The organism is Streptomyces sp. NPDC037083 (genome assembly GCF_055606485.1).
In genome coordinates this window covers 289,126-310,332 of record NZ_JBVJSQ010000002.1, presented here as the reverse complement: position 1 = coordinate 310,332, position 21,207 = coordinate 289,126, and the positions used below count along the sequence as shown (strand labels likewise).

17 protein-coding genes are annotated in these 21,207 nt (G+C 69.6%); 8 read left to right on the top strand and 9 right to left on the bottom strand.

Going from position 1 to position 21,207, the window contains the following annotated elements; all coding sequences use genetic code 11:
* The first annotated feature begins 223 nt into the window (after window positions 1-223).
* Window positions 224-874 carry a DUF4360 domain-containing protein gene (locus tag ACZ7DE_RS06220; RefSeq protein WP_470758547.1) on the top strand — a complete coding sequence of 217 codons (651 nt, stop codon included), beginning with the start codon at window positions 224-226 and terminating at the stop codon, window positions 872-874.
* A 73-nt stretch (window positions 875-947) separates the two neighbouring features.
* On the opposite strand, the gene ACZ7DE_RS06215 is transcribed toward ACZ7DE_RS06220, so the two are convergent.
* Entirely contained in the window at window positions 948-1,715 is a 768-nt protein-coding gene (locus tag ACZ7DE_RS06215) for an intradiol ring-cleavage dioxygenase (protein ID WP_470758546.1), read from the bottom strand.
* A gap of 270 nt (window positions 1,716-1,985) precedes the next feature.
* Here ACZ7DE_RS06215 and ACZ7DE_RS06210 point away from each other — a divergent pair, with 270 nt between their 5' ends.
* Window positions 1,986-3,002: an arabinan endo-1,5-alpha-L-arabinosidase gene (locus ACZ7DE_RS06210; protein ID WP_470758545.1), complete on the top strand. Its 1,017-nt coding sequence runs from the start codon at window positions 1,986-1,988 to the stop codon at window positions 3,000-3,002.
* A gap of 87 nt (window positions 3,003-3,089) precedes the next feature.
* Here ACZ7DE_RS06210 and ACZ7DE_RS06205 read toward each other — a convergent pair whose 3' ends face one another.
* The 8 genes from ACZ7DE_RS06205 to ACZ7DE_RS06170 form a co-directional block, all read right to left on the bottom strand.
* Entirely contained in the window at window positions 3,090-4,838 is a 1,749-nt protein-coding gene (locus ACZ7DE_RS06205) for a pyridoxal phosphate-dependent aminotransferase (protein WP_470758544.1), read from the bottom strand.
* A gap of 161 nt (window positions 4,839-4,999) precedes the next feature.
* A complete protein-coding gene (locus ACZ7DE_RS06200; RefSeq protein WP_470758543.1) occupies window positions 5,000-6,046 on the bottom strand; it encodes an aldose epimerase family protein in 1,047 nt (348 codons plus the stop codon).
* A 79-nt stretch (window positions 6,047-6,125) separates the two neighbouring features.
* The gene (mmsB, locus tag ACZ7DE_RS06195) at window positions 6,126-7,373 is read right to left on the bottom strand and encodes a multiple monosaccharide ABC transporter permease (RefSeq protein WP_470758542.1); all 1,248 of its coding nucleotides are present in this window, start codon (window positions 7,371-7,373) and stop codon (window positions 6,126-6,128) included.
* A complete protein-coding gene (gene mmsA / locus ACZ7DE_RS06190; RefSeq protein WP_470758541.1) occupies window positions 7,370-8,920 on the bottom strand; it encodes a multiple monosaccharide ABC transporter ATP-binding protein in 1,551 nt (516 codons plus the stop codon). Before mmsA ends, mmsB begins: the two co-directional genes overlap by 4 nt.
* 32 nt (window positions 8,921-8,952) lie before the next feature.
* Complete coding sequence (gene chvE / locus ACZ7DE_RS06185; RefSeq protein WP_470758540.1) at window positions 8,953-10,059, bottom strand: multiple monosaccharide ABC transporter substrate-binding protein; 1,107 nt, start codon at window positions 10,057-10,059, stop codon at window positions 8,953-8,955.
* A gap of 144 nt (window positions 10,060-10,203) precedes the next feature.
* On the bottom strand, window positions 10,204-11,175 hold the full coding sequence (locus ACZ7DE_RS06180) for a hypothetical protein (protein ID WP_470758539.1): 972 nt from the start codon (window positions 11,173-11,175) through the stop codon (window positions 10,204-10,206).
* Between the two features lie 123 nt (window positions 11,176-11,298).
* Window positions 11,299-12,303, bottom strand: a complete 1,005-nt coding sequence (locus ACZ7DE_RS06175) for a zinc-dependent alcohol dehydrogenase (RefSeq protein ID WP_470758538.1) — start codon at window positions 12,301-12,303, stop codon at window positions 11,299-11,301.
* Window positions 12,300-13,457, bottom strand: coding sequence for a mandelate racemase/muconate lactonizing enzyme family protein (locus tag ACZ7DE_RS06170; protein ID WP_470758537.1), 1,158 nt, complete (start codon window positions 13,455-13,457; stop codon window positions 12,300-12,302). The genes ACZ7DE_RS06175 and ACZ7DE_RS06170 overlap by 4 nt, the downstream gene beginning before the upstream one ends.
* A 254-nt stretch (window positions 13,458-13,711) precedes the next feature.
* Here ACZ7DE_RS06170 and ACZ7DE_RS06165 point away from each other — a divergent pair, with 254 nt between their 5' ends.
* The 6 genes from ACZ7DE_RS06165 (at window position 13,712) to yjfF (ending at window position 21,198) form a co-directional block, all read left to right on the top strand.
* The gene (locus ACZ7DE_RS06165) at window positions 13,712-14,650 is read left to right on the top strand and encodes an SCO2400 family protein (protein WP_470758536.1); all 939 of its coding nucleotides are present in this window, start codon (window positions 13,712-13,714) and stop codon (window positions 14,648-14,650) included.
* A gap of 589 nt (window positions 14,651-15,239) precedes the next feature.
* Window positions 15,240-16,286 carry a LacI family DNA-binding transcriptional regulator gene (locus ACZ7DE_RS06160; RefSeq protein ID WP_470758535.1) on the top strand — a complete coding sequence of 349 codons (1,047 nt, stop codon included), beginning with the start codon at window positions 15,240-15,242 and terminating at the stop codon, window positions 16,284-16,286.
* A gap of 134 nt (window positions 16,287-16,420) precedes the next feature.
* Complete coding sequence (locus ACZ7DE_RS06155) at window positions 16,421-17,428, top strand: ABC transporter substrate-binding protein (RefSeq protein WP_470758534.1); 1,008 nt, start codon at window positions 16,421-16,423, stop codon at window positions 17,426-17,428.
* Between the two features lie 97 nt (window positions 17,429-17,525).
* A complete protein-coding gene (locus ACZ7DE_RS06150) occupies window positions 17,526-19,058 on the top strand; it encodes a sugar ABC transporter ATP-binding protein (RefSeq protein WP_470758533.1) in 1,533 nt (510 codons plus the stop codon).
* Between the two features lie 29 nt (window positions 19,059-19,087).
* Window positions 19,088-20,170, top strand: a complete 1,083-nt coding sequence (locus ACZ7DE_RS06145) for an ABC transporter permease (RefSeq protein ID WP_470758532.1) — start codon at window positions 19,088-19,090, stop codon at window positions 20,168-20,170.
* Window positions 20,170-21,198, top strand: coding sequence for a galactofuranose ABC transporter, permease protein YjfF (yjfF, locus tag ACZ7DE_RS06140; protein WP_470758531.1), 1,029 nt, complete (start codon window positions 20,170-20,172; stop codon window positions 21,196-21,198). Before ACZ7DE_RS06145 ends, yjfF begins: the two co-directional genes overlap by 1 nt.
* Window positions 21,199-21,207: the final 9 nt, after the last annotated feature.

The window sequence follows — 21,207 nt, the reverse complement described above, 5'->3', positions numbered from 1 at the left end:
CCGCGGAGTTCGGCCGGTCCGTCCGCCACGCCCGGACCGACGCCCGCAGGGTGTGAACCGGCCGCGGTGAATGGCCGGAGTTTCACCTGGGCGCGCCCCAGCGGTCTCCCTACGATGCGATCGCCCCGGTTCTTCACATCAACTTCATTGATCCTTCACAGAGTTGCTGTGCGGAGCCGGACGCGCATCCACCCCCCACCGACTCGAACGAAGGGGAGAGACCATGGCAAGTGGGCTGCTCCTGGGTGGCGCCGTCGCCGCTCTCGTCACCGCGGCGATACCCGCGCACCACCCGTCCTCCGGGTTCGTCGACCCGCCCCCGGACAAGATCGTCATCGATGTGGCCACCGTGAACGGCTCGGGCTGTCGCCCGGGCACGGCCGCCGTCGCCGTGTCCGAGGACAACACCGCCTTCACCGTGACCTACAGCGAGTACCTGGCGCAGGTCGGGGGCAACTCCGACCCGACCGCCTTCCGGAAGAACTGCCAGCTGAGCCTGATCGTCCACGTTCCGTCGGGCTTCACCTACGCCATCGCCAGCGCGGACTACCGGGGCTTCGCCTCGCTCCAGTCCGGGGCGAACGGTGTGCAGCGGGCCTCGTACTACTTCCAGGGCTCGTCGCAGACGGTGTTCAAGAACCACACCTTCAACGGCGCGCTCAACGACAACTGGCAGGCGACCGACACCACCGACTGGGCCAACCTGGTCTACGCGCCCTGCGGAGTCCAGCGCAACTTCAACATCAACACCGAGCTGCGGGTCAACGCGGGCACGTCGTCCCCGTCCAAGGTCAGCTTCATGACGATGGACTCGACCGACGGCGACATCAGCACCGTCTACCACATGGCCTGGAAGCAGTGCCCGGGCAAGTGAGCCGGCCTCGGCCCTGAAACCGCCCGGCCTCTCCCGCGTGCCGGAGAGGCCGGGCGGAGCCGCGTGCCGAGGGTCAGCGTTCGACGCCGAGCGTCAGCGTCCCCGCGTATCCCGAGGACGTCGAACTGCCCAGGGCCGTCAGGGTCAGGAGGCCGGAGGCGGCGCCCCCGTCGTCGTAGATGGAGTCCTGGGCGAGCGTGGTGCGGGTGACCGTGTTGGTCGAGTACGGCGAGACCCTCGCGACGGCGGCGGTGACCGACTCGTTGAAGAACAGCTGGCCGGTGTGGAGTTCCTGGCCGCCGGTGAAGGAGCCGTCCGGGGTCAGGGTGACGTTCGTGTGCACCTTGACGTGGATGTGGACGCAGCGGCCCCGGTACCAGCCGGGGTAGATCGTGGTGAGGGACGCGACGCCGCCGGAGTTCGTCAGGACGCCGCCGCGCAGGAAGGTGCCGTCGTCCGGCTCGTTGTGGCCGTTGTTGCCGACGAATCCGGAGTATTCGCCGAGGGCGTCGGCGTGCCAGATCTCCACGAGGGCGTTGGACAGGGGCGCGCAGGTGTCGTCGTCGACGACCGTGAGGGTCAGCTTCAGCGGGATGCCCGCCTTGCCCTCGGTGACGTCGGCGCGGACGTACTGCCCGTCGAGGTAGTAGGGGCCTTCGGTCATCTCCTTCGTGAGGGTGCAGACGGCCGCGGCGGCGACGGGGGCGGTGTCGGCCGCGTCGGCGGTGCGGGCCCCGGGCGTGGCGGCGGCGCCCACGGTCAGGGCCGCTGCGGTAGCGCCCGAGGCGACGAGTACGGTTCGGCGCGCGACAGGGGTGCGCGCATCTGAGGTGTCTGTCATGAACACGGCACCGTAGAAACGGTTGCTGTCCGGACGCTGTCAGTCAGGCAAACTGACGTTTCGTCAAGGCCATTGCAGGACAGGGGCCGTGGACCCGGGGGCTCGGCAACCCGGGGGCACGGTTGCCGGCCACCGCCGCCGCCCTGCGGGGAACTTCGCGTGGGTGCGCGGACCATTGACGCGCAAGGGGTTCGATTTTACGGTCCCGTCCGATGACACGACTGCTGTTCGGCATCGTGAACAGTGAGCCCCCACCGAAGGAGCGTCCGCATGAGCCCCACCTCACGCACGCCCCGCACCTCACGCACCCGCCGCGCGCCCCGTACGTCCCGCAGGACCGCGCTGCTCGCCGTGCCGGCGGCGATCCTGCTGGCCCTGACCCCCGCCTCCGCGTCCGCGTACCCCAACCCCGGTACCGTCACCGGGGCCACGGTCGTGCACGATCCGACGATGATCCGCACCTCCGCCGGACGCTACCTCCTCTACGCCACCGGCGGCGGGCTCGCCCACCGCGCCTCCACCGACCGGATCGCGTTCAGCGCGGGCGGCGACGCCTTCTCCGCGAGGCCGGGGTGGTGGTCGTCGTACGGCGCCACCGAGGCCTGGGCGCCCGACATCTCGTACCAGGGCGGCAAGTACCTGATGTACTACGCCGTCTCCACCTTCGGGTCCAACAGGTCGGCCATCGGGCTGGCCGGTTCGAGCACCGGCCTGCCCGGTTCCTGGACCGACTACGGCGCCGTCCACACCTCGAGTGCCTCCAGCGACTACAACGCCATCGACCCCAACCTCTTCGTGGACGACGACGGCAAGTGGTGGCTGTCGTTCGGGAGTTGGTGGACGGGGATCAAGATGATCCGGATCGACCCGTCCACCGGCAAGCAGCTCTCCTCCGACACCGCCCGGCGCTCGATCGCGTCCCGCCCCACCGGGACGAAGGCCGTCGAGGCGCCCTCCCTCGTGAAGCGGAACGGCTACTACTACCTCTTCGCCTCGTACGACACCTGCTGCGCCGGCGCCGGTTCCACCTACAAGGTCAAGGTCGGCCGCGCCACCGGTGTCACCGGGCCGTACTACGACAGGAACGGCGTCGCGATGACGAACAACGGCGGCACACCGGTCCTGGAGTCGCACGGGCGCTACATCGGCCCCGGCGGCCAGTCGATCCTGCACGACACCGACGGCGACCTGATCGTCTACCACTACTACGACGGCTACGACAACGGGACGCCCAAGCTGGGCATCAACCTGCTGAACTGGAGCGGTGGTTGGCCCGTGGCCCGCTGAGGCGGCCGGGCAGCGGCCGGACGGTCTGCGGACGGTGGCTGCCCACCGCCCGCGTCACCAGGGCCTGCCGTCCGGAACGACGGGCCCTCAACCCGCCTGCCCCATCCCCGCCGCGTTCGGCCAGCTCTGGGCGTTGGGCCAGCCCGTGGCGGCCGCGGGGGAGAGGCCGTTGGTGCCCCGGACCTGGGCGGCCGTGAGACCGCCGCGGGCCGGGACGCCGGGTGGGGTCGGGCCCATCGGCGGTGCGGCGGCCGGTGTCATGGCGGGGGACATGGCGGGTGACATCGCAGCCGGGGACATCGGGGGGGCCATGGCGGGCGACATCGCCGCGGGAGTCATGGCGGGGGCCATCGCCGCGGGCGCCATCGCCGCAGCCGGGGCCATCGGCTGGGCCGGGGCCGGGGCCGGGACGGGGGCCGGAGCCGGGGGCGGGGTGGGGGCCGGGGCCGGGGCCGGGGCGGGGACGGACTGCGGGAAGACCTGGGCGGCGGCCGGCATCGGCATCCCGGCGCCGTCGGACGGCGTGGGCTGTGCCTGGGCCGCCGCAGGGGCGGGCATCGCCGCCGGTGGAGCGGCCGCCACCAGTCCAGGCGCCGGCATGCCCATGGCCTGAGCGGCAAGGCCCGACATGCCGGCGCCGTTGGTGACCAGCCGGTCCACCGCCGCCGTGCCCGAGCTGTAGCTGGTTCCGGCGCTCAGCTCGGGCACGGCGGCTCCCCTCCTGGTCCCGTAGAGCACCTGTTCCAGGCCGGACACCAGGCGACGAACGTCCACCTGGGGGCGCACCACGAGCCTCAGGAAGCGGCTCGACGAACCGATCTTGTTGCCGCACTCGCGGACCAGGATGCGGTGCTCGGCGAGCAGCCGGTCGCGGACCACGGTGCCCTCGGCGCCCACGGGGAGGCGCACGAAGAGGAAGTTCCCCTGGGAGGGGTAGACCGTCAGACCCGGGAGCGCGCTGAGCTGGCTCGCCATGTCGAGGCGGTCCCGGCGCACCTGCAGCAGGCTCTGCGCGTACTCGGGGCCGTGCTCCTTCAGCATGAACACCACGTACTCGGCGAACGCGTTGAGGTTCCACTTCGGCAGCATCGAGCGGACCCGGCCGGCGAGCGACGGGTTGGCGACCATGTAGCCGAAACGGATGCCGTGCAGGCCGAAGTTCTTGCCGAGGCTGCGCAGCACGACGACGTTGGGCCGGATCATCGCCTCCTGCACGACGCTGGGTTCCTGCTCCGCGTCCGCGAACTCCAGGAACGACTCGTCGATGACGATCAGGTCCAGGTCGGCCATCGCGTCCATGAACTGCACGAGCGCGTGCTTGTGCAGGAAGCCGCCGTCGGGGTTGTTCGGGTTGCAGATGACGGCGACCCTGGTGCCGCGGGTCCGGATGAAGTCGGCGTACGCCCCGAGGTCCAGGGCGAAGCCGCTGGACTCCTGGAGCGGGAACATGTCGACCCGCTTGCCGGTCTCCATGGGCTGGTCGGTCCAGCGTCCGAAGGTGGGGACGGGGACGGCGAGCGACTCACGGACCAGCAGATGGTCGATCCAGGTGATCAGTTCGGTCGAGCCGTTGCCCATCGCCACGGCCTGCGGCGGCAGTTGGAGCAGGTTGCACAGCTCCGCCGTGATCGTGTCGGCGCTGCTCGGGTAGTACGTGATGATGTCCCGCAGCCGCGCGGCCATGGTGTCCATCATGGCCGGCGTGGGGAAGTACGGGTTGCAGGGGATGCAGAAGTCCACCGGGCCGACCCCCTCGCCGCCCTCGCGTGTCAGCGCCGCCATCGACGGGCTGTGCGCCGCGGTGTTGCGGAACAACGAGGAGACGTTGTCGGCCATGGAACCTCCGTATGGGGCGGGCCCGGCGGGGACGACCGGGCCCGTCGTCATTGGGTGGCCCGCGCGGGGGAGCGCGGGCCGCTCTTACATACGGAGGTTCGAGTGGAGCTGTTCAACCGCTGAGGAAACGGTGAGAAGTTGTGGGAAACCTGTGAAGCGGGTCAGGCGTCGAACGAGTGGATCGTCGTCGTCCGGTACGTCTGCCCAGGTCGCAGCACTGTCGAGGGGAACGACGGCTGGTTCGGCGAGTCCGGGAAGTGCTGGGTCTCCAGGCAGAGCGCGTCGCCCTGACGGTAGGTGCGGCCGCCCGTGCCGACGAGGGTGCCGTCGAGGAAGTTGCCCGAGTAGAACTGCAGCCCCGGCTCGGTGGTGGCGATCCTCAGGGTGCGGCCGGAGGCCGGATCCCGCAGGACGGCTGCCTGTTCGGGCAGGGCGGTGAGGCCCTTGTCCAGGACGTAGTTGTGGTCGACGCCCTTGCTGTGCAGCGACTGCTCGTGGGCGACGCGCAGGTCCCGGCCGACGGCCTTGGCCGCGCGGAAGTCGAAGGGCGTGCCCGCGACCTCGGCCTGCTCGCCGGTGGGGATGAGCCCGGCGTCCACGGGCAGGTAGCGGGAGGCGGCGATCTCCAGCTCGTGGTCGTGCACGGAGCCGCTGCCCTCGCCGGCGAGGTTCCAGTAGACGTGGCTGGTGAGGTTGACGACGGTGGCCCGGTCGGTGGTGGCCTCGTAGTCGATGCGCCAGTCGCCGCCGTCGGTGAGGGTGTACGTCACCCGCACCTGAAGGGCGCCCGGGTAGCCCATGTCGCCGTCGGGGCTGGTGAGGTGCAGGCGCAGTCCGACGTCCGGGCCCTCGGTGAACGGCTCGACCTGCCAGACGCGCCGGTCGAATCCCTCGACGCCGCCGTGCAGACTGTGGGCCCCGTCGTTGAGGGGCAGGCGGTGGCTCTCGCCGTCCAGGGTGAAGCGCCCATCGGCGATGCGGTTGCCGAAGCGGCCGATCAGGGCTCCGAAGTACGGGCTCCCGGCGACGTAGTCCTCGATGGAGCCGAATCCGAGGGAGACGTTGGCGTACCGCCCGTGCCGGTCGGGGATCTCCAGGGACTGGACGATCCCGCCGTAGTCGAGGACCTTCAGCCGGATCCCGCCGTTCTCCAGGGACCAGCTGGAGACCTCGGTGCCGTCGGCCAGCGTGCCGAAGGACGTCTTCACCCGATTCCGCCTTCCCGTTCCCGTGCCGCCCGCCCCGAAGACAGAACGGGCCCCGCCGTCCGGCGGGGCCCGTCGTGGTTCAGGAACCCGACTTGCGCTTGTTCCAGACGTCGAACCCGACCGCGATCAGCAGGGCGACGCCCTTGATGACCTGCTGCCAGTCGGTGCCGACGCTGAGGAGGTTCATGCCGTTGTTCAGCACACCGAGGACGAGACCGCCGATGATGGCGCCGAGGACGGTGCCGACACCGCCGCTCATGGACGCGCCGCCGATGAACGACGAGGCGATCGCCTCGAGTTCGAAGTTGAGGCCCGCCTTCGGTGAGGCCGCGTTCAGCCGCGCGGCGACCACCAGGCCGGCCAGGGCCGCGAGCACGCCCATGTTCAGGAAGACCAGGAAGGTGACCTTCTTGTCCTTGACGCCGGACAGCTTCGCCGCCGGCAGGTTGCCGCCGATCGCGTAGATGTGACGGCCGAAGACGGCGTTGCGCATGACGTAGCCGTAGCCGGCGACCAGCGCGCCGAGGATGATCAGGATGATCGGCGCGCCCCGGTAGCTGGCGAGCAGCATCGTGACCGTGAGGACCGCGGCGGAGATGGCGACGAGCTTGAGCAGGAAGAGGTTGGTGGGCACCACCTCGAGCGCGAACTCCTGCTGGCGCTTGCGGTCGCGGACCTCCTGGAGAACCACGAAGGCCAGCACGGCGAAGCCGAGCAGCAGCGTCAGGTTGTGGTAGTTCGTGTTCGGACCGACCTCCGGCAGGAAGCCGTTGCCCATCTTCTGCAGGCCGTCGGGGAACGGGCCGAGGGTCTGGCCCTCCAGGAAGATCTCCGTCAGCCCGCGGAAGATCAGCATGCCCGCGAGGGTGACGATGAAGGAGGGTATGCCGAGATAGGCGATCAGGAAGCCCTGCGCCGAGCCGGCCACCGCGCCCACGGTCAGGCACAGCACCAGCGCGACGGGCCACGCCACGTCGTGCTGCACCGTGAGGACGGCGGCGAAGCCGCCCACGAACGCCGTCAGCGAACCGACCGACAGGTCGATGTGGCCCGCGATGATCACCAGCATCATGCCGATCGCGAGGATCAGGATGTAGCTGTTCTGCAGGACCAGGTTGGAGATGTTGCGCGGCAGCAGCAGGTCGCCGCCGGTCCACACCTGGAACAGGACCACGAGCAGGCCGAGCGCGATCAGCATGCCGTACTGCCGCATGTTGCGCCGCAGGCCGTCCAGCACCAGCTGCAGCAGCCCGGCGCCGGAGGCTGAGCCCCCGCCCTTCCCGGGCGGCGCGGCCGCCGGGCTCTTGTCGGTCACGTCCGTGCTCATCGCGTTACCTCTTTGTCCTTCGTCATCTGACGCATCAGCACTTCCTGCGTGGCCTCGGCCCGCGGGAACTCGCCCGTGAGCCGTCCGGCGGCCATCGTGTAGATGCGGTCGCACATGCCGAGCAGTTCGGGCAGCTCGGAGGAGATGAAGACGACCGCCTTGCCCTGGGCGGCCAACTGGTCGATGACCGTGTAGATCTCGAACTTGGCGCCGACGTCGATGCCGCGCGTGGGCTCGTCCAGGATCAGCACGTCCGGACCCGCGAAGATCCACTTGCTGAGGACGACCTTCTGCTGGTTGCCGCCGGACAGCTTGCCCACCGGCTCGAAGACCGTGGGCGCCTTGATGTTCATGGACTTGCGGTAGCCCTCGGAGACCTGCCGCTCCTCGTGCTCGTCGACCACGCCCCGCTTGGAGACCTTGTTCAGGGCCGTCAGCGAGATGTTGCGGTTGATCGTGTCGATGAGGTTGAGGCCGTAGTGCTTGCGGTCCTCGGTGACGTACGCGATGCCCTGGTCGATCGCCTCGGCGACCGTCCTCGTGCGGATCTCCTTGCCGTCCTTGAGGACGGTGCCGCCCGCGTGCCGGCCGTAGCTGCGCCCGAAGACGCTCATCGCGAGTTCGGTGCGGCCGGCGCCCATGAGGCCCGCGATGCCGACGATCTCCCCGCGCCGCACCTGGATCGACACGCCGTCGACGACCTTGCGCTGCTGGTCGATCGGGTGGTGCACGGTCCAGCCGCGGATCTCCAGCGCCGGGGCCGCGCCCTGCTCGGCCTCGTGCGGGGTGCGCTCAGGGAAGCGGTGGTCGAGGTCGCGGCCGACCATGCCGCTGATGATCCGGTCCTCGGTCGTCTCCGCCGACTTCACGTCGAGCGTCTCGATGGAGTGCCCGTCGCGGATGATCGTCACCGAGTCCGCGACCTTGCGGATCTCGTTGAGCTTGTGGGAGATGATGATCGAGGTGATGCCCTGCTTCTTCAACTCCAGGATGAGGTCCAGGAGTTTGCCGCTGTCCTCGTCGTTCAGCGCCGCCGTGGGCTCGTCCAGGATGAGCAGCTTCACCTTCTTGGAGAGCGCCTTCGCGATCTCCACGAGCTGCTGCTTGCCCACGCCGATGTCGGCGACGCGGGTCTCCGGGTGGTCGTCGAGACCGACCCGGCGCAGCAGCTGCGAGGCGTGCCGCAGGGTCTCCCTCCAGTCGATGAACCCGCCCTTGGCGTGCTCGTTGCCGAGGAAGATGTTCTCCGCCAGGGAGAGGTACGGCGACAGCGCCAGCTCCTGGTGGATGATCACAATGCCGTGCTGCTCGCTCGCCCGGATGTCCTTGAACTGGACGACCTCTCCCTCGAAGAGGATGTCGCCCTCGTAGCTGCCGTGAGGGTGGACGCCGGAGAGCACCTTCATCAGGGTGGACTTTCCGGCGCCGTTCTCACCGCAGATGGCGTGGACCTCGCCCTGACGGACGGTCAGCGTTACGTCCGACAGCGCCTTGACGCCGGGAAAGGTCTTGACGATCGAGCGCATTTCCAGGACGGGTCCCGCCATGGTCGTGCCTTCCAATCCGTAAGGTTCGACGCTTACTTGAGCTGGTCCGCCGTGTAGTAGCCGCCCTCGACGAGCTCCTTCTCGTAGTTCGTCTTGTCGACGCTCACCGGCTGCAGCAGGTAGGCGGGGACGACCTTGGTGCCGTTGTCGTACGACTTGGTGTCGTTGATCTCGGGCTTCTTGCCGTTGAGGGTGGCGTCGACCATGTCCGTGGCGACCTGGGCGAGCTTGCGCAGGTCCTTGTAGACGGTCATCGACTGCTGGCCGGCGATGATCGACTTCACGGAGGCCAGCTCGGCGTCCTGACCGCTGATGACCGGCAGGGGCTTGGCGGCGGAGCCGTAGCCGTCCGACTTCAGCGCGGCGATGATGCCGATGGAGATGCCGTCGTAGGGCGAGAGCACGGCGTCGACCTTGCCGCTCTTGTACGACGAGGTGAGGATGTCCTCCATGCGCTTCTGGGCGGTGGCGCCGTCCCAGCGCAGGGTGGTGACCTGGGTCATCTTGGTCTGGCCGGACTTGACCACGAGCTTCTTGCTGTCGATGTACGGCTGGAGCACGCTCATCGCGCCGTTGAAGAAGTACTTCGTGTTGTTGTCGTCGTTGGAGCCGGCGAACAGCTCGATGTTGAACGGGCCCTTGCCGGACGCCAGGCCCAGCTTGTCCACGAGGTAGGTGGCCTGGAGCTTGCCGACCTTCTCGTTGTCGAAGGACGCGTAGTAGTCGACGTTCTTCGAGCCGAGGATCAGGCGGTCGTAGGAGATGACCGGGATCTTCGCGTCGGCGGCCTGCTGCAGGACGTTGTTCAGCGACTTGTTGTCGATGGCCGCGATGATGAGCGCCTTGACGCCCTGGGTGATCAGGTTCTCGATCTGCGACACCTGCTGGTCGGGGTCGTCCTCGCCGAAGACCAGCTTGGTCTTGTAGCCCTTGGCCTTGAGGTCCTTCTCGACGTTGGCGCCGTCGGTGATCCAGCGCTCGGAGGACTTGGTCGGCATCGCGATGCCGATGGTCCCGCCCTTGGCGTCGCCCGCCTCCGCCTTGCTGCCGCCCTCGCCGGACTGGCCGCAGGCGGTGAGGGTGAGAGCGAGGGAGGCGGCTCCGGCTATGGCGGCGAGGGCTGCTCTGCGGTTACGCATGGTCATCATCCTTGATGTGTGTGCAGTGATCGGTCTCGCGCTGAGAAGGACGCTCCCGGAGCGAGCGCCGGGAAGACCGAGAGAAGCGATGTGTGGGATTCTGCGCGCCTGTGTCGGCTTCTGTGAAGCGAGGTTTCCGGAACGTTATGACCCGATGTCGAACCTGTTCAGTTCGCCGGGCAGTCGGGAGCCGAGCGGAGCCATGTCGCCGTCGGCTCCGTGGCGCGCCAGAAGGTCGAGTGCGAGCCGCCCGCGCCGAACCCGTTCCCGGGCCGTGGAGAGCGTCAGATCGCGCATGTGGTGGCCGTAGGGGTAGATGCCCGGGGCCTTGGACAGGCCGAACTTGAGATACAGCGGTGCGCCGCGTCGGATCAACTCGGCGACCTCGTACATCCGGATGTACCCGCCGAGGTCGTCGGGGGCCTCGATGTACATGTCCATGGGAGCGCCCGACACCCGCCGGATCTCGGTGAGATGATCCAGCGTCAGGTCGCTGGGCACGTTGACGGAGTCGGCGCCGAGACGCTCGTACACCGCGTAGGCCGCCGGGTTGACGGGGCCGATGAGCGCCGACACCTTCAGCGTCGTGTCCGCCGGGATGATGCCGGCCGCGCGGGCGCGGTGCAGGGTCCACAGCACGCCCTCGTCGGCGACGAGCAGGCACTTGACGCCCAACTCCGTTGCGCGCACGGCGTCTTCGACGCACCCGGCGACGGCGTCGTGCCCGCGGGCCCGCAGTCCGCCGCCCCTGGAGTCGGTACGGGTCGAGCCGCCGATGTCCCAGGTGCCGCGCGGTCCGGTGAACAGGCAGAGCTCGATGTCGCGTTCGGCGGTGGCGTCGACCATCTCGGTGATCTCGGCGTCGGTCAGCATCCACACGCCGCTGCCCTGGCTGATCCGGTGGATCGGCACGTCGAGGCGCGAGGCCTCCTTCAGGATGACCGCCAGCGCTTCGGGACCCTCGCACGAGGGGACCTCGGTGCGCCAGCGGCCGCCGCCCGGGAAGGCGTGGGGTGAGGCGTCGGAGGGGTCGAGGGCGGGCGCGCCCAGACCGAGAGCGGAGAGCGCCTGCTCACCGGGTCGGCGGGCTGCCGTGGCGGAAGCGTCGGTGGTCACATGCCGTCCTTCGTGTTCGATATTTCGGTCAAGGTTCGCGGCTCAAGTCATGTCGGGGCTTGGTTGTACGCCGGCACGGAGGCCGTCAGGTCGCCCCCGTGCCGGCGTACGGCTTCACGGGGCCTACGGCCGCAGCAGCACCTTGCCCACCTTCGGATCGCCGGACCCCACCAGCTCGATGGCCTCGGAGAACTCGGCCAGCGGCAGCTCGTGCGTGACCAGCGGCAGCGGATCCAGCAGTCCGGCCCCGAACACCCGGACGGTGTGCGACCAGGCGTCCGGCGGCGCCCCGAAGACGGTGTGCACCTCCAGTTGCCGCACCACCAGGTCCGTCGGGTCGAGCCCGGTCGCGCCCGGCGCCGGGATGCCCGTCAGGACCAGTCGGCCACCGCGCCGGAGCAGCGAGGCGGCGGTCTGCGCCGCGGACGCCGACCCGGCGGTCTCGATGACGACGTCGAAGTCGTCCGGGAGCTCCTGGTCCCTGGTGCGGAAGTCGGTCGCACCGAACTGCCGGGAGAGCCCCTCGCGGTCGTTCCGCGTGCCCACGACCAGCAGTTCGGCGGGCGAGCCCGCCTTCAGGAACTGCACGGCGAACATGCCCAGCGTCCCGGTGCCGACGACGGCCACCCTCTCGCCCGGCAGGGCGCGCGCCTTGATCGCGGCGGCCGCGATGCAGGCCGCGGGCTCCAGCAGGGCGGCGGCGGTGAGGTCGGCGTCGTCCGGGAGGGCGTGCAGCAGCCGGGCCGGGAGGGTGAGGGTGGCGGCCATCGCCCCCGGCTGGGTGAAGCCGGTCTCCTCGTACCCGTCCGTGCACAGCGTCGTCTCGCCCGCGTGGCAGCGGTCGCAGACCTGGCAGTTGCGGAAGCCCTCGCCCACCACCTTGCGGCCGACGAGCGACGCGGGAACCCCGGCGCCGACCGCCTCGACCGTCCCGGACCACTCGTGACCGGGCGTCAGCGGGTAACGGACGTAGCCCTCGGGCCGGTTGCCCTGGTACACCTCGCGGTCGCTGCCGCAGATGCCGGTGGCGTGGACGCGCACCAGCGCCTCGCCGGCCTCCGGCTGCCGCGGCTCGTGCGGGACGATCCGGTGCTCACCGGGCGCCTCCACGACGACAGCGGTGCTCACTTGCTGCCCTTCGGCTTGCGCTGCTCCCAGCCCTCGGCCCAGAGGTCGAAGCGGGCCTGCTGCTGCGGGAACTCGGCGGCGGCGTCCACGTCCAGCTCCACACCGAGACCGGGCTTGTCGGAGAGGTGGAAGTAGCCGTCGATCACCTCGGGCGCGCCCTTGACGACCTTCTTGATCTCCGCGTCCGCGAAGTCGTTGAAGTGCTCGAGGATCTTGAAGTTGGGGGCGCTGAACCCGACCTGGAGGGAGGCGGCGGTCAGGACCGGGCCGCCGACGTTGTGCGGGGCCACGAGCATGTAGTGGGTCTCGGCGGTCGCGGCAAGCTTGCGCGTCTCCCAGATGCCGCCGATGTGGCCGACGTCCGGCTGGATGATGTCCACGGCCTGGCTCTCGAAGAGCTCGCGGAACTCGATGCGGTCGTGGATGCGCTCGCCGGTGGCGACCGGGATGTCGACCTTGGCGGCGACCTTCTCCAGGGCCTTCAGGTTCTCCGGCGGGCAGGGCTCCTCCAGCCAGGCGGGCTTGAAGGGCGCGAGCTCGTTGGCCAGCCGCACGGCGGTGGACGGGGAGAAGCGGCCGTGCATCTCCAGCATCAGCTCGGCGTCCGGCCCGATGGCGTCGCGCACGGCCTCGATGAGGGAGACGGCGTACAGGGTCTGCTGGTGGTCGAGTTCGAAGTGCCCGGTGCCGAAGGGGTCGATCTTGAGCGCCTTGTAGCCGCGCTCCATGACGCCCTGGGCGGCCTTGTGGTAGGCCTCCGGGGTCCGCTCGGTGGTGTACCACCCGTTGGCGTAGGCCTTGACCTTGTCGGTGACCTTGCCGCCGAGGAGCTGCCAGACGGGCACGCCGAGAGCCTTGCCCTTGATGTCCCAGCAGGCCATCTCGACGACGGCGATGCCCGACATCACGATCTCGCCCGCCCGGCCGTAGTCGCCGTACTTCATGCGGCGCGTGAGGTCCTCGACAGCGAACGGGTCGGAGCCGAGAATGTGGTTGGCCTCGGCCTCCTTCAGATATCCGATCAGCGCGTCGGTGTGGCCCAGCATGCGGGTCTCTCCGACACCCGTGATGCCCTCGTCGGTGTGCACCAGGACATAGGTCAGGTTGCGCCACGGCGTCCCTACCACGTGCGTGCTGATTCCGGTGATGCGCACGGAAGTTACCCTTCGCTGTTCGAGATTTCGTCACACGTTCGAAATGCTGACCAGACAGTAAGGACGGCGTGAGTGGGGTGTCAATGGGTCGAACGGGTAACGGTTTCGACAGTTTCGCCGTCCCTTTCGAACTTTGAGACGCGCGCCTGTGGGGCAGGTCACTCCGATTGTCGCGCCGTATGGCCGGTTTCCCACACAACCTTCACAGGGGGACCCGGGAACGTGGCCGTCCGGGAACTTAGTCTCTCCGCGTCATGGACTACTGCCACCCGTGCCGACGGCACCTCAACGGCGCCCTCGCTTGCCCGGGGTGCGGCGCACCTGCTGAAGGGCTACGCGCGTATCCGCAGAGCGCGTACGAGCCGGAGTCGCAGCCGTACGAGCCGGGGCCCGGGGTCTATCCGCCGGGACCCTACGAGCCGGAACCGTACGCGCAGCACGTTCACCACGGCCCCGCCTACGACGCGTCGGCGCACGGGACGCCCGACGCCGCGGCGGACGACCACGGCCCTCGCGGCGACCACGGCGCCCGCGACGACCACGGCGCCCGCGATGATCATGACGCGGGCGATGATCACGACGATCGCGCGGTCGAGGGCGACGAGCCGCAGGGGCGGGCCACGCGCCGCCGCGGGCAGGGCCGGGGCGGCCGACGGGACACGGACGGCGCATCCGGCGCACTCGGCGCACCGGATGCGAGCCGCCGCGATCGCAAGGCCTCGGCCCACCGCCGGCGCCGCAGGCGCGTGGTACTGGTCGGCGTCGGCTTCGCCCTGGCGGCGGGCGGCCTGAGCCTGGCCGAACTCGGCGTGGACGCACCGGGGTTCTCCTCGCCCGCCAATCCGGCGGCGGCCGGGGGAGAGTCGTCCGAGGTCGACGGGTCGACGTCGGAGCCGAGCGCCTCCGCACAACCCCTGGACGACCGGACGGACGCGCCCGGGGACGAGGCCTCGCCCTCCCCGGACCCCTCCGCGTCCCCCTCGGCGTCGGAGTCCTCGAAGGGCGAGTCGGCCACGCCGACCCCGGACAGGGAAGCCCAGTCGGGCGCCCTCCCCTCCGCGAACCCCGGATCGACGACCCCGCCGGACCCGGACCAGGGCTCCACCCCGACCCCCGAGCCGACGGCGTCGGGCGAGTCCCCGAAGCCGTCGCCGTCGGAGACGTGCACCCGGTTCCTGTGGTGGTGCTCGTAGGGCGTCGCAGGAGCTCGCGGGACCTCGTAGGGCCTCGGCCGCCGGTGCTCGCAGGGTCTCGGCCGGGCCCGCCGCCCCGCGGCCTCACGTGCCGGGGGTTCGTGGCCGACGTCGGTCGGCGTGCGCGCCGTTGAGCGTGTGGCCGGCTCGTGTGGACGTCCCGTCCAGGGCGGCGCGCCCCATGTCCCCGGGGTGCGGCCTCCGCCCGGCGCCCGTCCCGCCGCGGCGCTCGCCGGCTGCCGGGGCCGCCGCCGGCCCCGGTGCCCGGTGCGACCGTCTCGACCTGCCTCACCCACCTGACCTGGGGTGATGTGTCGACCCCCGGTGCCGCGTTATGGAACCGTGACGAGCTTTGGCTGCAGCCCTCTTGACCGCCGTGAATTGTTAGCGCTCACAATGACCTCCGCATTCACCAGTCAACGCCCAACGCCGGCACGGGAGGTACGAGCGTCGTGCTCACAACGCCCCGACTCGCCCTGTCCGTCAGCGCCGTTGGGTCCTCCGGGATTCCGGAGTGACGCCGGCGGCGCGGAATCATCCGCCCGCATCGCAGGCCGTGTCGGCTGACGACAGCCAAGGAGGGGCGCCCGTGGCACACACCCGGCTTCGGCCGCCCACCATGGCCGACGTCGCACGTCTGGCCGGCGTGTCCCACCAGACCGTGTCCCGTGTGCTGGGGGACCACCCCAACGTGCGGGAGGAGACACGGGCCAGGGTGCTGCGCGCGATCGAGGAGATGGGCTATCGCCGCAACTTCTCCGCCCGGGCCCTGGCCACCCGGCGCACCAGGACGCTGGGCGTGGTCGCCTCCGACACCACGCTGTACGGGCCGGCCAGTACGCTCTTCGCGCTCGAGGAGGCGGCGCGCGCCGAGGGCTACCTCGTCTCGACGGTCAGTCTGCGCAAACTGACCATGGAGAAGCTGTCCGAGGCCCTGGACCACCTCAGCGAGGGCGGGGTCGAAGGGGTGGTCGCCATCGCTCCGCAGCGGTCGGCGGTGGAGGCGCTGGCCGAACTGCGTCATCCGTTTCCCGTGGTGATCGTGGGCAGCGGGCCGGGCACGGACATCCCCAGCGTCAGCGTGGACCAGCATCTGGGGGCGCGACTGGCCACCGGTCACCTGCTGGCCGCCGGCCACCGCAAGGTCTGGCATCTCGCCGGGCCCGAGGACTGGCAGGAGGCGGCCGACCGGGCCGCTGGCTGGCGGGCGACCCTCGAAGCGGCGGGCGTGGAACCGCCCATGACGCTGCGTGGGGACTGGAGTCCGCTGTCGGGCTACCGTGCCGGCCAGGAACTGGCCGGCTGGGTGGGCCGGGGGCTGACCGCGGTCTTCGTCGCCAACGACCAGATGGCGCTGGGAGTGTTGCGGGCCCTGCGTGAGGCGGGGGTCCGAACCCCCCAGGACGTCGCGGTGGTCGGCTTCGACGACATCCCGGAGTCTGAGTTCTTCGCACCGCCCCTGACCACCGTCCGGCAGGACTTCTCGGCGGTGGGCAAGCGGGGCATCGCGATGCTCCTGGACCTGATCGAGGGCCGGCCGCCCGCCATCGCGCCCCGGGTGGCGATCGAACCCCAACTCGTCGTCCGTGCCAGTACGTTCCCCCATGCCGCCCAACCGGAGGGCGTACCCCTCTGACGCACACGTCGGCCGACTTCGCTCAGCAGTGTGGCCGAAATTCCGAACAATGATCGACAGGCTGGACGCAGTGCGGCCGGTCCCCTCAAGTACCAGCAGGTCCGTCCCGGGCCGGCTCTTCAAAGGAGAAGAACATGCTCAGCAGAAGGAACTTCCTCACCGCGGCGGTCGGCGTGGCGGCGGCGGGGGGCCTGACGGCCTGTGCCAAGAAGGACGACAGCTCCACCGGCTCGTCCTCCTCCGGCGACAGCAAGACGATCACGCTGGGCTTCTCCCAGGTCGGCTCGGAGAGCGGCTGGCGCAGCGCCAACACCACCTCGGTCAAGGACGCGGCCAAGGAGGCGGGTTACAAGCTGCAGTTCTCCGACGCCCAGCAGAAGCAGGAGAACCAGATCTCCGCGATCCGCAGCTACATCTCCCAGAAGGTCGACGTCATCGCCTTCTCGCCGGTCGTCGTCACCGGCTGGGACGCGGTCCTCAAGGAGGCCAAGGCCAAGAACATCCCGGTCGTCCTGACCGACCGCTCCGTCGAGACCTCCGACGAGTCCCTGTTCGTGACGCTCGTGGGCTCCGACTTCACGGACGAGGGCCGGCGCGCGGCCAAGATCCTGGAGAAGGTCCTGGAGAAGGCCGGCCACAAGGGCCCGGTGAAGATCGCCCAGCTGGAGGGCACCACCGGCGCCGCCCCGGCGATCGAGCGCGCCAAGGGCTTCAAGGAGGTCATGGACGCCGAGCACAAGGACGACTGGAAGATCGTCGTCAGCCAGACCGGCGACTTCACCCGCGCCGGCGGCAAGCAGGTCATGGCGGCCTTCCTGCAGTCCAACCCGGACATCAACGTCCTCTTCGCGCACAACGACGACATGGCCATCGGCGCCATCCAGTCCATCGAAGCCGCGGGCAAGAAGCCCGGCAAGGACATCCTGATCGTCTCGATCGACGGCGTGAAGGACGGCTTCGTGGCCATGTCCGAGGGCAAGATCAACGCCATCGTCGAGTGCAACCCGCTGCTCGGCCCCCAGCTGATGGACGTCGTGAAGAAGGTCAAGAACGGCGAGAAGGTCGAGCGCTGGATCAAGACCAAGGAGGGCGACTTCATGCAGGACCAGGCCAAGGCCGCGCTCCCGAGCCGCAAGTACTGACCGACCGCACCCACCGGCAGGGAGCCCGCGGCCGACCGAGCGCCATCGGTCCCGGGGCTCCCTGCGGGCCTGAACACATCTCATGAGGAGCACTGCCATGGCAGAGCCGCGGCCCGTCCTGGAAATGGCGGGCATAGTCAAGGAGTTTCCGGGGGTACGGGCTCTGTCGGACGTGGACTTCCGGCTCTTCCCCGGCGAGATCCACGCCCTGATGGGCGAGAACGGTGCGGGCAAGTCCACCCTCATCAAGGTGCTCACGGGGGTCTACTCGCTGGACGGCGGCACCATCACGCTGGACGGCCGGTCCGTCCGGATCGCCAGCCCGCTGCAGGCCCAGCAGGCCGGCATCAGCACGGTGTACCAGGAGGTGAACCTCTGCCCGAACCTGTCGGTCGCGGAGAACATCTTCATCGGGCGGGAACCGACCCGTATGGGCCGCATCCAGTGGAAGCGGCTGCGCCGCGAGGCGGCGGAGCTGGTGGACCGGCTCGGGCTGGACATCGACGTCTCCGCCCCCCTGTCCTCGTATCCGCTGGCAGTCCAGCAACTCGTGGCGATCGTGCGATCGTTGAACACCGGCGACGGCGAGGGGCCGGGCACCAAGGTGCTGATCCTCGACGAGCCGACCTCCAGCCTCGACCGCGACGAGGTCCTCCAACTGTTCGCGCTGATGCGGCGGTTGAAGGACGAGGGCGTCGCGATCCTGTTCGTCTCCCACTTCCTCGACCAGATCTACGAGGTCTGCGACCGGATGACCGTGCTGCGCAACGGCACCCTGGTCGGCGAGCACATGGTGAGAGACCTCGACCAGGTGGGCCTCGTCCAGCTCATGCTCGGCAAGGCCATGGGCCAGCTGGAGGAGCTCCACGACCAGCAGCTGCACTCCCACGCGGGCGAGATCCTGGTCGAGGCGGACGGCCTCGGCAGGACCGGCGGCATCGCGCCGTTCGACCTGGAGATCAGGAAGGGCGAGGTGATCGGGCTCGCCGGCCTGCTCGGATCTGGCCGCACCGAACTCGCCCGGCTGCTCTTCGGCGCCGACCAGCCGGACACCGGCAAGGTGTCCATCGGCGGCAGGCAGGTCTCGATGAGCGCCCCGAACGACGCGATCAACGCGGGCGTCGCGTTCTGCTCCGAGAACCGCAAGAGCGAGGGCCTGGTGCCCGACCTCACGGTGCGGGAGAACATCATCCTGGCCCTGCAGGCCTCGCGCGGCTGGACCCGGCCCATCCCGGCCTCCCAGCGCGACGAACTCGTCGCCAAGTACATCAAGGCGCTCGACATCCGCCCGGCCAACCCCGAGGCCCGGGTGGGCCAGCTCAGCGGCGGCAACCAGCAGAAGGTGCTGCTGGCCCGCTGGCTGATCACCCGGCCGAAGCTGCTGATCCTCGACGAGCCGACCCGCGGCATCGACATCGGCGCCAAGGCGGAGATCCAGAAGCTCGTCGTCTCCCTCTCCGAGGACGGCATGTCGGTCCTGTACATCGCGGCCGAGCTGGAGGAGGTGCTCCGGCTCAGCCACACCATCGGAGTGCTGCGCGACCGCCGGCTGGTGGCGCAGATCGCCAACGGGCCCGAGATCACCACGAGCCGGATCCTGGAGACCATCGCGAGCGGAGAGCACCAGTGACCACCACCACCTCTTCCCGATGGCGAGCAATGACCCGCCACCACCTGTTCTGGCCGGTGGCGGTCCTCGTCCTGCTGCTGCTCGTCAACGTTCCCTTCACACCCGACTTCTTCTCGATCAAGATGGCGGACGGCCACCTCTACGGCAGCCTCGTCTCGATCGTGCTGTTCGGCTCGCCCCTCATCCTGGTGGCGGTCGGCATGACCCTGGTCATCGCCACCGGCGGCATCGACCTGTCCGTCGGCGCCGTGGTCGCCATCACCGGCGCGCTGGCCTGCTCGTACATCAGCGACCAGGCCGACCAGGGCGCGCTGTCCGGGGTGCTGCTCGCCATGGGCCTGGGCCTGCTCGCTGCGGTCGTCTGCGGCCTGTGGAACGGCTTCCTGGTCGCCAGGATGGGCATCCAGCCGATCATCGCCACCCTGATCATCATGGTCGCCGGACGCGGTGTCGCCCAGCTGATCACCGACGGCCAGATCATCACCATCAACAGCGAGCCGTACAAGCTGATCGGCGGCGGCTACTGGCTGACACTGCCGTTCTCCATCTTCGTGGTGGCCGTGGTCGTGGCCGTCACCGTGGCGCTGACCCGGCGCACGGCGCTCGGCCTGCTGGTCGAGGCGGTCGGCGGCAACGCCGAGGCCAGCCGGCTGGTCGGCATCAGGTCCCGGCGCATCAAGATCATGGTCTACATGTTCTGCGCGCTGTGCGCGGGCATCGCAGGCCTGATGATCAGCTCCAACACCTCGGCCGCCGACGGCAACAACGCCGGCCTGTGGATCGAGCTCGACGCGATCCTCGCCGTGGTGATCGGCGGCACCTCGCTCCTGGGCGGCCGGTTCTCCATCGGCGGCACGGTGGTCGGCGCCCTCGTCATCCAGACCCTGACCACCACGATCTACACCATCGGCGTGCCGACCCAGACCAACCTGGTCTTCAAGGCCGCCGTCGTCATCGTCGTCTGCCTGCTGCAGTCCCCGAAGTTCCGCGCCAAGGTCTTCGGCGCCAGGTTCGCCGCCCGGTTCGGCGCGAAGGCAGGCGCCCGGCCGGCCGCGACCCCGGCGGACCCCGCCGCGGCGAACGACGCCACTCCCAAGATGGAGGTGTCGTGATGAGCGCGACCACCCAGAGCCCCACGGCCTCCGACAGCCGTACCCCGTCCCCGTCCAGGGCCGCGCGCATCCTGGGCGACCGGCGTCTGCCCGTCGCGGTGACGGCTCTGCTCTTCCTGCTGATGTACGCCGGGGGCCTGGCCCGGTACCAGTACTACGGGTTCGCCGAACCGCAGGTCTTCCTCAACCTGTTCATCGACAACGGCTACCTGCTGGTCGCCGCGGTCGGCGTCACCTTCGTCATCCTGTCCGGCGGCATCGACCTGTCCGTCGGCTCGATGATCGGCTTCACGACGATGTTCACGGCCTGGCTGGTGGAACGCCAGGGCCTGCCGCTCCTGGTGGTGGTCCCCATGGCGCTGGCCGTGGGCGCGTTCGGCGGCTTCCTGATGGGCTATGTGATCCACAACTTCGAGATCCAGCCCTTCATCGTGACCCTCGCCGGACTCTTCCTCTTCCGCGGCCTGTGCCTGGTGATCAGCAAGGAGTCCATCTCCATCAGCGACTCCTCGGTGAGCAGCATGGCGCAGGCGCAGGCGTCACTGGGGTTGGGATTCCTGTCGATCGGCGCGATCGTCTCGCTCGTCGTCCTCGCCGTGGCGTTCTACGTCCTGCACTACACCCGCTTCGGGCGCCGGGTGTACGCGATCGGCGGCAACGAGCAGTCGGCCATGCTGATGGGTCTCCCGCAGGGCGGCACGAAGATCGCCGTGTACACGGTGAGCGGGTTCTGCTCGGCGCTCGCCGGGCTCCTGTTCACCCTCTACATCCAGTCCGGCGACCCGCTGCACGCGACCGGCATGGAACTCGACGCCATCGCCGCGGTCGTCATCGGCGGCACACTGCTGACGGGCGGCTCCGGCTATGTGCTGGGAACCCTGTTCGGCGTGCTGGTGCTGGGCCTGATCAAGAGCATCATCCAGTTCGAGGGCACGCTCAGCTCGTGGTGGACGAAGATCGCCACCGGTGTGCTGCTGTGCGCGTTCATCCTGGTCCAGCGTTTCATGACGACCCGCAAGAAGTCCTGAGGCGAGGGC